The organism is Bacteroides sp. ET225, from assembly GCF_024733745.1.
Lineage (GTDB): Bacteria > Bacteroidota > Bacteroidia > Bacteroidales > Bacteroidaceae > Phocaeicola > Phocaeicola excrementipullorum.
The window spans coordinates 18,725-31,335 of record NZ_JANRHN010000021.1 but is presented as its reverse complement, the minus strand read 5'-3'; the positions used below and the strand labels follow the sequence as shown (position 1 = coordinate 31,335).

General features: G+C 47.6%; 10 protein-coding genes. 6 read left to right on the top strand and 4 right to left on the bottom strand.

Annotated features, from left to right (window positions below; genetic code table 11):
* The 4 genes from NW212_RS10080 (at nucleotide 1) to NW212_RS10065 (ending at nucleotide 4,365) form a co-directional block, all read left to right on the top strand.
* The gene (locus NW212_RS10080; protein WP_258338518.1) at nucleotides 1-1,368 is read left to right on the top strand and encodes a glycoside hydrolase family 57 protein; all 1,368 of its coding nucleotides are present in this window, start codon (nucleotides 1-3) and stop codon (nucleotides 1,366-1,368) included.
* Nucleotides 1,369-1,786: 418 nt separating this feature from the next.
* Entirely contained in the window at nucleotides 1,787-2,518 is a 732-nt protein-coding gene (locus tag NW212_RS10075; protein WP_258338517.1) for a hypothetical protein, read from the top strand.
* 94 nt (nucleotides 2,519-2,612) lie between these two features.
* A complete protein-coding gene (locus NW212_RS10070; protein WP_258338516.1) occupies nucleotides 2,613-2,969 on the top strand; it encodes a P-II family nitrogen regulator in 357 nt (118 codons plus the stop codon).
* A gap of 91 nt (nucleotides 2,970-3,060) precedes the next feature.
* Entirely contained in the window at nucleotides 3,061-4,365 is a 1,305-nt protein-coding gene (locus tag NW212_RS10065) for an ammonium transporter (protein WP_258338546.1), read from the top strand.
* Nucleotides 4,366-4,602: 237 nt separating this feature from the next.
* Here the strand turns inward: NW212_RS10065 and NW212_RS10060 are convergent, their stop codons facing one another.
* Together NW212_RS10060 and NW212_RS10055 are read right to left on the bottom strand one after the other, a co-directional pair.
* Complete coding sequence (locus NW212_RS10060) at nucleotides 4,603-6,018, bottom strand: DUF4270 domain-containing protein (RefSeq protein WP_258338515.1); 1,416 nt, start codon at nucleotides 6,016-6,018, stop codon at nucleotides 4,603-4,605.
* Nucleotides 6,019-6,031: 13 nt separating this feature from the next.
* Complete coding sequence (locus tag NW212_RS10055; RefSeq protein WP_258338514.1) at nucleotides 6,032-6,856, bottom strand: glycogen/starch synthase; 825 nt, start codon at nucleotides 6,854-6,856, stop codon at nucleotides 6,032-6,034.
* Nucleotides 6,857-7,119: 263 nt separating this feature from the next.
* Here NW212_RS10055 and panC point away from each other — a divergent pair, with 263 nt between their 5' ends.
* Both panC and panD read left to right on the top strand, forming a co-directional pair.
* A complete protein-coding gene (gene panC, locus NW212_RS10050; RefSeq protein ID WP_258338513.1) occupies nucleotides 7,120-7,971 on the top strand; it encodes a pantoate--beta-alanine ligase in 852 nt (283 codons plus the stop codon).
* 7 nt (nucleotides 7,972-7,978) lie between these two features.
* The gene (gene panD, locus NW212_RS10045) at nucleotides 7,979-8,329 is read left to right on the top strand and encodes an aspartate 1-decarboxylase (RefSeq protein ID WP_258338512.1); all 351 of its coding nucleotides are present in this window, start codon (nucleotides 7,979-7,981) and stop codon (nucleotides 8,327-8,329) included.
* A 355-nt stretch (nucleotides 8,330-8,684) separates the two neighbouring features.
* Here panD and NW212_RS10040 read toward each other — a convergent pair whose 3' ends face one another.
* Nucleotides 8,685-10,682, bottom strand: a complete 1,998-nt coding sequence (locus NW212_RS10040; protein ID WP_258338511.1) for a fructose-1,6-bisphosphatase — start codon at nucleotides 10,680-10,682, stop codon at nucleotides 8,685-8,687.
* A 131-nt stretch (nucleotides 10,683-10,813) separates the two neighbouring features.
* Entirely contained in the window at nucleotides 10,814-12,475 is a 1,662-nt protein-coding gene (locus NW212_RS10035; RefSeq protein WP_258338510.1) for a putative transporter, read from the bottom strand.
* Nucleotides 12,476-12,611: the final 136 nt, after the last annotated feature.

Sequence of the window (12,611 nt, the reverse complement as noted above, 5' to 3'; positions counted from 1 at the left end):
ATGAAAACAATCTGTCTTTACTTTGAAATACACCAAATCATTCATCTGAAACGTTACCGTTTCTTTGAAATCGGCACAGATCATTATTATTATGATGATTATGCGAATGAGCAAGGGATGAACGACGTTGCCGAACGTTCTTATATTCCGGCATTGAAAACGCTGATTGAAATGGCCAAGGCCAATGAAGGAGCTTTTAAGGTGGCTCTTTCCATTTCGGGCGTGGCTCTGGAACAGCTGGAAATTCATGCTCCTGCTGTAATCGAGCTGCTTCATGAACTGAACGATACAGGATGCTGCGAATTTTTGTGTGAACCTTATTCTCATGGCTTGTCTTCTTTGAAGAACGAAGACTGCTTCCGTGAAGAAGTGAACCGCATGCGCCAGAAGGTGAAAGACTATTTTGGACAGGATCCGAAAGTTTTCCGCAACTCAAGTCTGCTTTATGATAATGAAATCGGTGGCATTGTTGCTGGAATGGGATTCAAAGGCATGCTGGCAGAAGGCGCAAAGCATGTCCTTGGCTGGAAGAGCCCGCATTATCTGTATCATTGCGCTGAGAATCCGAATCTGAAGCTTTTGTTGCGCGATTTCAAGCTTTCGGATGATATCAGCCTGCGTTTTTCAAATACGGAGTGGAGCGAATATCCGCTGTTTGCTGACAAGTATATTGACTGGATTGCTTCTTTGCCGGAGAACGAACAGGTTATCAATATCTTTATGGAACTTTCGGCTTTGGGTATTTATCAGCCGCTGTCTTCCAACATTCTGGAGTTCCTGAAGGCACTTCCGGCTTGCGCAAAGCAGAAAGGCATTACTTTCTCTACTCCGACTGAGATCGTAACCAAGCTGAAGTCTGTGGATATGGTGGATGTTCCTTATCCGATGTCATGGACTGATGAAGAACGTGATATCAGCCCGTGGCTGGGTAACGTGATGCAGCGTGAAGCTTTCAACAAGCTGTACAGTGTGGCTGAGCGTGTTTATCTCTGCTCCGACCGCCGCATTAAGCAGGACTGGGATTATTTGCAGGCAAGCAATAATTTCCGTTTCATGACAACCAAGAATATGGAAGTTGGCTTTAACCGCGGCATTTATGATTCTCCGTATGATGCTTTCACGAACTATATGAATATTCTCGGCGACTTTATCGGGCGTGTGAATGCTTTGTATCCGGTTGATATGGAAGATGAAGAGTTGAACTCTTTGCTGACAACAATCCATAATCAGGAGCAGGAACTGGTTCAGTTGACTGATGAGGTGAAAAAACTTCAAGAGGAGTTGAAGAAAGAGGTGAAAGAAAAGCCTGCTGCCAAGAAAGCTCCTGCAAGAAAGACTGCTGCCAAGACTGCAAAGAAAGAAGAATAGAATTCCTTCTTTAGATTCATATTAAGTGAAGGGCTCCTTGCTTATCCCTGTATGGGAAAACAGGCAAGGAGCCTTTTTTATTGCCTTTCTTTAATGATTGTGATTTTGTTTATCTGATTGCATTTGTCTTGTGTTTTTGTGTATATTGTGTTTGTTTGATACTTAAATATGCGTTATCGTGTTATTTTGTATTATTTCTTATTCTTTCGTATTGAATCTTATGCAGATGTTTTTGCGTTGATTTGTAATATTGGCTGCATTTATTGTTTTAATATGAAAGAATGCTTCGCTTTTTTACCAAAAAAAGGCAATTATGACAGGGCGCATATATAAAATGTGATAATTTTGCTTTCAGATTGTTGGAGATGATTATCCGGATATGCTTTGGTGATTTATAAACAAACTAAATGAAAAAAAGATGAAAGGATTGTTTCAAAAAGGTATCTTGCCGTTGGCGATAGCGACGGCATTTCCCGGAGTTGTTTTGGCGCAGGATAAGGTTGAGGCAGAAGTCGGCTTTGATCTGGTGAGCAATTACATCTGGCGCGGGCAGGATTTGGGCAATATAAGCGTACAGCCTTCCTTGGCTATTGGCTATAAAGGCCTCTCGCTGTCTGCCTGGGGATCTGTTGGTTTTGAGAAAACGGACACGAAAGAACTGGATTTGACTTTGGGATACGAAGCGGGCGGATTCAGCGTTTCTGTGACGGATTATTGGTTTAATGGCGGACCCGGTTATTTCCATTACGGGAGTCATAATACCAACCATACGTTCGAAGCTCAGGTAGGGTATGATTTCGGTTTGCTTGCATTTAACTGGTATACGAACTTTGCGGGCAATGTTGGCTATAAGTCTGACGGCAAGAAAGCCTATGCTTCTTATATGTCGGTTTCGGCGCCTTTCAAGTTGGGCGGACTGAACTGGGTGGCAACTGTTGGCGCTACTCCGTGGGAGAATGATTTTTATGCGGGCGGTGGCAACTCGGAATATTCAAAAGCCATGGTAAACGGTTTTGCTGTTTGCGAGGTTGGCATAACCGTTGAAAAAGAATTGCAGATCACTCCTTCGTGGACTCTTCCTGTTTTCGCCCAGCTTGTCTGGAATCCGGCGACGGAAGGGGCGCATTTTGTGGCCGGTTTGAGTTTTTAAGGTTTCTAGGATAAAAGTTTAGTTTCAGGGTAAAAAGATACAGGATTAACTTAGCGCAAAACTATAATTACAAAATACAAATACAACAGCATTTATGAAAAAGATTGAAGCTATTATCAGAAGAACCAGATTTGACGATGTGAAGGCTGCCCTGCTGGAAGCTGACATTGAATGGTTTTCTTATTATGATGTGAGAGGTGTCGGCAAGACCCGTGAAGGTCGTATATACCGTGGCGTTGTCTATGACACCAGTTCGATAGAACGCATTCTGCTTTCGATTGTCGTACGTGAAAAGAATGTGGAAAAAACAGTCCAGGCCATATTGAAGGCTGCCCAAACGGGTGAAATAGGCGACGGAAGAATTTTTGTTATCCCTGTTGAAGATGCGATACGCATCCGCACAGGGGAAAGGGGAGATATAGCTCTTTACAACGCAGAGCAAGAAAAATAAATACAATACGAATACAATAACTTTAAAACGAGATTACATTATGGCTGGATATGTTAGAAAGACCTTTGCTGCGGTAAAGGCGGCTGCTCTTATGCTTATTTTCATGTTTTGTCTTGTTCCTGAGGTTTCTGCCCAGACAGAAGCGCCTGTGCTCGACAGCGGTAATACTGCCTGGATTCTGACCTCTTCTTTGCTGGTGCTGCTGATGAGCATTCCAGGAATTGCCTTGTTTTACGGAGGTCTGGTCCGTCAGAAGAATGTGCTGAGCATAATCATGCAGACCTTGTTTATTGTCGGGGTGGTCAGCATTCTTTGGATTGCTTTCGGCTACAGTTGGGCATTTGATACCAGTTTCTCCGAATCGGGCAATCCGCTGGCGTTTCTGATAGGAGGTTTTGACAAGGCTTTTCTTAGCGGAATCTCGATACATACGCTGACAGCCGGAAACATTCCCGAACTGACGTTCGTGATGTTCCAGTGCATGTTTGCCATCATCACTCCGGCTTTGATATTGGGTGCATTTGCCGAGCGCATCAAGTTCTCAGGTTATATTCTGTTCATTACGTTGTGGGTGATTCTGGCTTATTTCCCTATGGCACATTGGGTGTGGGGTGGAGGATTCCTGCAGCAGATGGGTGCCATTGATTTTGCCGGAGGGACAGTGGTGCATATCAATGCCGGAATTTCGGCGCTGGTTATGGCTGTTATGCTGGGAAAGCGTATGGATTATCGCATTGGCCATCCCATAACTCCGCACAATGTGACTTTTGTCTTTATGGGCACTTCTTTCCTGTGGCTGGGATGGTTTGGCTTCAATGCGGGCAGCGGCCTGGCTGCCGACGGATTGGCTGCCAATGCATTTTTGGTTACTCATGTAGCTACTGCCGTAGCGGCGATCACATGGATGGTTGTCGACTGGATATGCAACAAGAAGCCTACCACAATCGGTGCGTGTACCGGTGCCGTTGCCGGACTTGTCGCGATTACTCCTGCGGCAGGAACTGTCGGTCTGCTTGGTGCATTCTGCATAGGTATTGTCACGCCTGTCATCTGTTTCTTTATGGTAGCCGTAATCAAGCCTAGATTCAAATATGATGATGCGCTCGATGCCTTTGGCGTGCATGGGATCGGAGGTATTGTCGGCTCAATATTGACCGGTGTGTTTGCCACCCGCTTTATTACCGGTGACGACGGAGTGCAGGGAGCACTTTACGGCGACTGGCATCAGTTGTGGGTACAGATTCTGGCTACAGCGGTATCGGTTGTGTTCAGTGCTGTAGTGACTTACATTTTGTTTAAGCTTGTTGACTCGACAGTCGGCCTTCGTGTAGACAAGCGTGTAGAAGAGGAGGGACTTGACATTTACGAACATGGAGAGTCGGCCTACAACCATTGATAAACTTAAAGGAAAGGCGCAGGAAGAAATCCGGATTCACGCAGTGCGTGGGTTCGGATTTCTTTTGGTTCCGGAGCTTTGTGCATGATTTAGGAAGGCAGAAAAACAGAACACAGAATCACGATGTGCATCGAATGGCTGCGTAAGTGCATATTCTATGGCTCGTGATCCTGTGTTCAGAATATCTTGAATGAGCGGAAGTGCAGGCGGATCCGGAAACGGATTCGCCTCTGTTGTTTATTCCGAAATTGCCGGACGTGTATAGATGACTTCTATTTTCAGTTTGTCACCGTTTTCTCCTCCTACCAGGCGGGCAGAGTTAACTTCCAGGTCATGCGAGAGTCCGATGATGTTGCTTTGGGAGTCCGTTTCTGTCTTTACCGGAATGAGAACAAGCGCATTGTGCTCGTCCCATCCTTCAGCCGGCTCTTCCTGCGTTCTCATTTCGCTGAAGATCTGGCTGATGAGGCGGTTCAGTTGTGAGAAAGTATACGAGTTGGTCGTGCTGCTGTATGAAGCGAGGAACGAAGTCTGGCTGTCGTAAGTCTTGTTCTGTTCAAAGAACTCATTAACCTCGCTCTTGCGCAGGAGCAGCAGATATTGGGGGACTCCCATCTTGTAAGGGTTCTTGCTGGAGTTGTCGCTGACCTCCTTCATCTTGGTGAAAGAGATTGACACCGAGTTCAGCGTATCTTTTCCCAGTTCCGCGTACATTTCTTCCAGCGGGAGCTTAACCTCCGTCAGCAGTCCGACAGGAGTTTTCAGATACGTATGTTCCTTGTCGCTCATTTGCTTGTCGAATGCGTTGTCCGAGTTCTCCAGCCTTGTAGACATATATACCTCGTTTGTTGCGGCAAACGGAATCTGCGTATAGACGGTAGAGTCGACGCTGCCCGATGAACTTTCGATGAGATATTCGATGTTCAGATGCAGCCAGATATCCTGAATGTAAAGGATGGATCCTTCTCCCTGTGTGGTATGTACGTAAAATCCGGGGAGCACATTGTGTATGAATGAGTATGCATCCTTGAAATAGTCTTTGTTTTCTTCGTATTTCTTCTGGATGTCCTGGCTGAATGATTCAGGCAGACTGATGGAAACCGTATTGTATCCCGTTTCTGATTTGAGCGAGTCGCCTACCGCAACGTCGTATGCTGTGTAGTCTTTTTCCGCCAGCGGCTCGGCTTCCTCGTTATAGTACTTTGTGGGATCGTATGTCGTGTAATACAGGCTCATGTCGCTTCCGTCATCGTCGATGGGCGTATCCAGCAAGTCAACTCTTACACGCATCGGGGCCAGCGAGTCCCCGTAGTAGCTTGCATAATAAAGTCCCAGCGAAGCACTTTGGATGCTCTGCATCGTTTCAGGAAACGTAAATCCTTCCGGGCAGTTGATTTGCGTAATGAAGTCTGCGCTGAACGTTCCGAAATCCGCATCCGTGAACTTTCCCAGATAGGCACTGTTGGTTCGCGAATAAATGCCGTTCGGATTGATGTCGGTGTATTTGATTGTTTTGGTTGTAGCTTCAAACGTCATTGAGTAGGCGTTTATTTCGTCTGTGTTGGCTAGAAAGTCGCCTACTCCCGTGGTTGTGTCGTCGCAGCTATAGATGGCGGCAGCCAAGCATGCTGCTGCCAGGTACTTGAGTTTCATTTTCGTTCGTTTTTTATTTGTTTTCAGTTCCCGCCAGAATCCGGTCGTAGAATGCGTCGCAGGCATCTGCCAGCTTGTCGGGCTGCTGATAATCTAATACTGGAATGTTCAGGCTGCGTGCGTAGTCTGTCACATTCGTGTTCACTGTTTCGCTGTTTTGTATTACACCGTCAGAATAGGCTACCGCCAGTTTGTTGAGATTCTCAAAATCGACGGGAGTCTTTATCATGTTTACATCATCGGGTGTGATTTCCTTGAGTAAGAGCTGGCTGGTGAAGTTGGGGTCCAAGGTTGACTTGAATCCTTCTCCATAAACCGAATATACTACTTTTGAGTCACGGAATGACGGTTCGTCATAATAAGCTTTTTTGATATAGAGAGGCACCATTGCGGTCATCCATCCGTGGCAATGAATCAGATCCGGACACCAGCGCAGTTTCTTGACTGTTTCCAGTACGCCTCTTGCATAAAAGATCGCGCGTTCGCCGTTGTCTTCGTAGTCGTTTCCGTTTTCATCGGAAGTCATCAGCCGGTGCTGGAAATAATCATCGTTGTCGATGAAGTATACCTGGCGTCTTGCGGCCTGAATGGAAGCGACCTTGATAATCAGCGGATGGTCGGTGTCGTCAATGATCAGGTTCATTCCTGAAAGGCGGATCACTTCGTGCAGCTGGTTTCGCCGTTCATTGATGATTCCCCATTTGGGCATAAAAGTTCTGATTTCGCATCCTTTTTCCTGGATTGCCTGAGGCAGATTCTGCCCGATGGTTGCCAATTCGCTTTCTGGTACGTACGGAGTAATTTCTTGTGTGATGAATAAAACTTTTTTTGCACTCATATTGTTTTCTGCTTACTCAAAAATAAGTGTTGCAAAAATACGAAAAATTGGTGTAAATTCGCCTTATCGGCCGGCTAATTATTCCTTATAGTATGTTAATGTGTTGATTAGTAACTTATTTCAGCTGTGCCGCTTTGCCGTTAAAATGCGCATTTTGACGGTTTGGGGCGAAAGAAATATTGATTTCTGTTTCTTTATCTGACAAATAAATCGTTACTTTGCAGCCGTTTTTTATAATCTACGATTAAAAATTGAAGATTGAGATGAAGTTAGTTCAAACGATTAATGCGCTTCGTGCCGAATTGGAACCTTTGCGCAAAGAGGGAAAGACCATAGGTCTGGTTCCGACGATGGGAGCTTTGCATGCAGGTCACGCTTCATTGGTGAAACGCGCTGTTGCCGAAAATGACGTGGTGGTTGTCAGCGATTTTGTCAATCCTACTCAGTTTAACGACAAGAATGATTTGTTGAAATATCCCCGTACGCTGGATGCCGACTGCAAGCTGCTTGAAGCCTGTGGAGCCGCTTATGTGTTCGCTCCTTCTGTAGAAGAAATCTATCCGGAACCTGATACAAGAACGTTCAGTTATCCTCCTTTGGATACGGTGATGGAAGGGAAGTATCGTCCCGGACATTTTAACGGAGTTTGCCAGATTGTGAGCAAGCTTTTCCTGATTGTGGAGCCGACCCGCGCCTACTTCGGAGAAAAGGACTTCCAGCAGCTGGCGATTGTGCGTGAAATGGTGCGCAAGTATCCCTTTGATCTGCAGATTGTGGGTTGTCCGATTGTGCGCGAGGACGACGGGCTGGCTCTGAGCAGCCGTAACGCCCGCCTTGATTCAGTGCAGCGCAGGCAGGCTGTGCAGATCTCGAAGGCTTTGTTTACGAGTGTGGACTATGGGAAAACTCATGTGCTGTCTGAAACGAAGCGGTTTGTCGAAGATTCTATCGGACGCGCCGAAGGCCTGCGCCTTGAGTATTTTGAGATAGTCGACGGAAACACTTTGCAGCCGGTGCGTGCATGGGATGAGAGCGACTATATCGTAGGCTGCATCACAGTGTTCTGCGGTGATGTCCGTCTGATAGACAATATAAAGTATAAATATAAGGAATGATTGAGTCATGATGATTGAGGTATTGAAGTCCAAGCTGCATTGTGTAACCGTGACTGAGGCCAATCTGAATTATATGGGGAGCATAACCATTGACGAAGACTTGATGGATGCCGCCAACATGATACAGGGGGAGAAAGTCCAGATTGTAGACAACAACAACGGAGAGCGTTTTGAAACTTACATCATCAAGGGAGAACGCGGTTCGGGATGCATTTGTCTGAACGGTGCCGCTGCCCGCAAGGTTCAGGTAGGCGATGTGGTGATTATCATGTCATATGCGCTGATGGACTTTGAAGAGGCGAAGCATTTCAGTCCCACGGTCGTTTTTCCCGATACGGCGACTAACCGTCTTGTCTGATTTTCTGAAGCCTTTCCGCCTGCTGAAAAAAATGTCGGCTCATCCGATGTAAAATTATTCGTCATCTTACATAAAATAACCCGTCATCCTTTGTTGAATGACGGGTCATTTTTTTTATTGTACGGCTTAGAAACTGTTTTGAATTTCTCCAAAAAGTTTTTCTTGGCTTGATGTGTTCGTTTTCGTGTGTGCTTTGGGCTATTTTTTGGTCTTTTTCCGCTTCTGTTCTTCGTCAGATAGCCCGCTATCTTCCTCATCACACAAACGGAAATGCCTCAAAAACTCATCCCAAATCAGCACACGATAAATTCAAAACAGTTTCTTAAGTTGAAGCAAGGTCAGTGAAAAAGGTTTTTCAGACCGCTCTTTCTTTCATCAGTCCGTTCTGGTAGGCCAGAAGAAGCTTCTTCAGATCGTTGATCTGAACCATCAGTTCCTTCCCCTTGTCTGTGTCTTTCACCATCATCCGCTTGGAACTCAGCTCGACGATCTGTGTGGTCGACTTGATGTCAATGCCTTCTTCTATCGCCTTCTGGGTAGAGGTGAACGGTTCATGCTGCACCAGTTCGAAGCCGCGCGAGTGGTATACCAGTGTATAGCCTGCAATTCCGGTTTCCGGCTGGTAAGCTTTCGAGAAGCCGCCGTCGATGACCATCAGCTTTCCGTTTGCCTTGATTGGCTTTTCTCCTTTCACCGCCTTTACAGGCACATGCCCGTTGATGATATGCCGGTGCTCTCCCTCCACGCCGAATTCATCCATGATCATGTCGCAGATGTCTTCACGGTCACGCAGTTCGTAGTAATGTCCCTTTATTTCCCTGTGCGTTTCCTTGTCTGTAAGGAAATAGCGCTCAAAGGTCGCCATCTTGCTCTTGTCGAAGGCTGGCGAGTTTTTTCCGCACCACAGATACCATACGAAATCTACGGCGAAGTCTTTCTCCGGATTGTCGTTTTCGGCGAAATAGGCTGTCCGGATGAGCTGTCCCACGCGTTCGAGCAGGTTTCTTCCCTTGTATTTTTCTCCCAGGATTTCCACCTCTTTCAGCGTACCGTCTTCGTTGAGCGGCATGGAAGCGTGGAAAAGCAGGTTTGAATTGCAGACATTATACATGCAGCCGTAGCGGAACAGGCATTTCATGTGCTTTTTGAGTTTCTCGCTGCTGACAAACGAATGGTGCAGTTTCGACACGATCTCCTGTTCTTCTTCAGTCAGGCGGTAAGGGTCTTCCGGATTTACGGTAGGGAAATAGCAGTCGCGCATTTCATAATCTTTTCCGCCGAGGGTGAATGCTTTCTTCTTGAAGTCGATGTGGTGAAGCAGCAGCCGGTCTTCCATTTCAAATTCCGGGCGGCGTTTGATGGTTTCCGCCTCCAGCTTAAGCTGGATAACGGTGATGGCCTTGTGCATCTGGGCGATGAGCCGGATGGTTTTTTCCGTATAAGGGCTTGAAGCTTTGTCTATCTTCGGCTGGAAAAATTCGCACGGGTCGTCGGCATACGTTTCCATGGCAAATGTGGCGAGCGGAAGCAGGTTGATGCCGTATCCGTCTTCAATGGCCGAAAGGTTGCCGTATCGCATGGCCATGCGCAGCACGTTGGCAATGTTGCAGTCGTTTCCTGCCGCGGCTCCCATCCAGAGAATGTCATGGTTCCCCCATTGGATGTCGAAATTATGGTAGTTGCACAGGGTGTCCATGATGATGTGCGGTCCCGGTCCGCGGTCGAATATGTCGCCCAGAATATGCAGCGAGTCGATGGTGAGCCGCTGGATCAGCTTGCAGAGCGCGGTGATGAAATCATCTGCACGGTCTGTGTCGATGATGGTGCTGATGATGACATTGATGTATGCCTGCTTGTTGGGGTCCATGCTGCTTTCGTGCAGCAGTTCTTGGATGATGTAGGAGAACTCTTTCGGGAGTGCTTTTCTCACTTTCGAGCGGGTGTATTTTGACGACACATTCTGGCACACCTTCACCAGTTGGTTCAGTGTGATCACGTACCAGTCCTCCAGGTCGGTTTCTTTTTCCTTGACGAGCTGCAGCTTCTGTTCCGGATAATAGATCAGCGTGCAAAGCTCCTTCTTTTCCATTTCGCGCAGCGTGTTTCCGAATATTTCGTTCACTTTCCGTTTGATGGAGCCGGATGCATTGCGCAGCACATGCTGGAACGCCTCGTATTCTCCGTGAAGGTCAGCCAGAAAATGTTCGGTCCCTTTCGGCAGGTTCAGTATGGCCTCCAGGTTGATGATTTCCGTGCTGGCGTCGGCGATTGTCGGGAAATTATGCGACAGCAGGTCCAGATAGCGGCTGTCCTGCCTGATCGTTTCCGTTGTTATTTGTTTATAATCTTTCATAGCAGATCTTTTTTGTCATTTCATTGTTACAAAGATAAAAACTTTGTCTTTAAAAACAATGTCGTCATTTCGTTTTGTTGGGTGGTCCCGTGCGGGCTTTTTCTTCTTGAGCCTTTCTTGTAGCCGATGGGCTATAGAAAAAGCATGAGGATGAGCTGGGCGATGATTACGCGAAGGAACATTCCCAGCGGATACACGGTGGCATAGCTTACCGACGGATTGTCGTTGGTGATAATGTCGTTCGCATAGTTGAGTGCCATTGGGTTGGCCATGCTTCCGCACAGCATTCCGCAGGTGTTTCCGAAGTCCTGATGGCAGAACCTCAAGGCGATAAGGGCCATGATGACTACCGGCACGAAGGTTATCACGAAGCCTGTCCCTATCCACAGGGCACCTTCGGGGCGCATCACCGTTTCAAAGAAATGTGCTCCTGCATCCAGTCCCAGGCAGGCGAGGTAGAGCGAAAGCCCGATTCCCCGGAGCATCAGGTTTGCGCTGCGTGTGGTGTAGGTGACCAGATGCAGGCGTGGACCGTACGCGCCGATAAGAATGCCCATCACGATGGGACCTCCCGCCATTCCGAGTTTTACGGGCGAGCTGATTCCCGGTATGGCGATGGGGATGGCTCCGATTACCAGTCCGAGGATGATTCCGATGAAAATGGAGGCCAGATTCGGATCTTTCAGCGTTTTCACTGTATTGCCTAGCACTTTCTCCACGTTCTGGATGGCAGCGGCTTCACCCACTACCGTAAGCCGGTCGCCCAACTGGAGCACGAGTCCCGGGGTGGCAAGCAGCTGTACGCCGCTGCGGAGCACCCGGCTGATGTTGATTCCGTAAGTGTTGCGCAGCCTGAGCGCGCCTAATTTCTTCCCGTTTATTTCAGGGCGGGATATGACAATGTGCCTTGACACCAGCTTGCTGTCGATGGCATTCCAGTCGATGTCTTCTTTATTCCAGTCCCGGTTTTCCTGTTCGCCGAAAAGAATGGTCAGTGAGGGAGCGTCTTTTTCTGTTGTTATGACCAGCAGCCGGTCGTTCTCTTTCAGTATTTTTTCTGATGTGGGGATAGATACGTTCCCATCTCTCCACAGCCGGGATATGACAAACTTTGGATAGCCTGTATGGGCGATGTCATGGATGCTTTTGTTGAATATGGCAGGGTTATGTACCTGAAATGTGGCGATGTACGTATGGTTCGGGTCGTCGTGTTCGTGTACTTCCATGTCGGCGGGCCGGACAAACAGCTTCTTTACCAGGATGATGGCAAGAATGACGCCTACTACACCCAGCGGGTAAGTTACAGCACAGCTCAAGGCAGCTCCGCTGGTGGGTTCTCCCAATTGTTTCAGTGTTTGCTGGGCAGCTCCGAGCGCGGGCGTGTTGGTGGTTGCTCCGCACAGGATGCCTACCATGTCGGGCAGGCTGATCGGGGTGACGAATGTCAGTCCGATGGCTGCCAATGTTCCGAGCAGGATTACTCCCAGACCAAGCATGTTGAGCTGGAATCCTCCGTATTTGAAAGAACTGAAGAATCCGGGACCTACCTGCAAGCCTAATGAATAGACAAAAAGCACAAGCCCGAAGGTTTCAGCATAGCTTAGCATTTGCGGGTCGATGGAGAATCCCAGATGGCCGGCCAGAATGCCGGTGAAAAAAACAAAAGTCACTCCCAGCGAAACGCCAAAAGCGCGCAGCTTTCCCAGCCCGAGCCCGATGGCGATGATGAGTGACAGGATGATGACCGCCTGCAAGGCAGTATGGTCGAAAAACAGATTATATAACCATTCCATGACGCGATGAAGGCGACTTTAATTGTTTCTGTTGTAGTTTTTTGTTGTTTGATATTATGGGAGAGCCGCCTCCGGGAAGCTGTATGGGGAAAGAATTCTTCTGGCTTTCCGGATACAGCTTCTTGCGGCAGACTCT

Bases quoted from the DNA above. Each gene is read 5' to 3' on its own strand.
- NW212_RS10035 (WP_258338510.1), bottom strand. From the start codon at position 12,475: ATGGAATGGTTATATAATCTGTTTTTCGACCATACTGCCTTGCAGGCG.
- NW212_RS10055 (WP_258338514.1), bottom strand. From the start codon at position 6,856: ATGAGTGCAAAAAAAGTTTTATTCATCACACAAGAAATTACTCCGTAC.
- NW212_RS10075 (WP_258338517.1), top strand. From the start codon at position 1,787: ATGAAAGGATTGTTTCAAAAAGGTATCTTGCCGTTGGCGATAGCGACG.
- NW212_RS10065 (WP_258338546.1), top strand. From the start codon at position 3,061: ATGCTTATTTTCATGTTTTGTCTTGTTCCTGAGGTTTCTGCCCAGACA.
- NW212_RS10060 (WP_258338515.1), bottom strand. From the start codon at position 6,018: ATGAAACTCAAGTACCTGGCAGCAGCATGCTTGGCTGCCGCCATCTAT.
- NW212_RS10070 (WP_258338516.1), top strand. From the start codon at position 2,613: ATGAAAAAGATTGAAGCTATTATCAGAAGAACCAGATTTGACGATGTG.
- NW212_RS10080 (WP_258338518.1), top strand. From the start codon at position 1: ATGAAAACAATCTGTCTTTACTTTGAAATACACCAAATCATTCATCTG.
- NW212_RS10040 (WP_258338511.1), bottom strand. From the start codon at position 10,682: ATGAAAGATTATAAACAAATAACAACGGAAACGATCAGGCAGGACAGC.
- panC (WP_258338513.1), top strand. From the start codon at position 7,120: ATGAAGTTAGTTCAAACGATTAATGCGCTTCGTGCCGAATTGGAACCT.
- panD (WP_258338512.1), top strand. From the start codon at position 7,979: ATGATGATTGAGGTATTGAAGTCCAAGCTGCATTGTGTAACCGTGACT.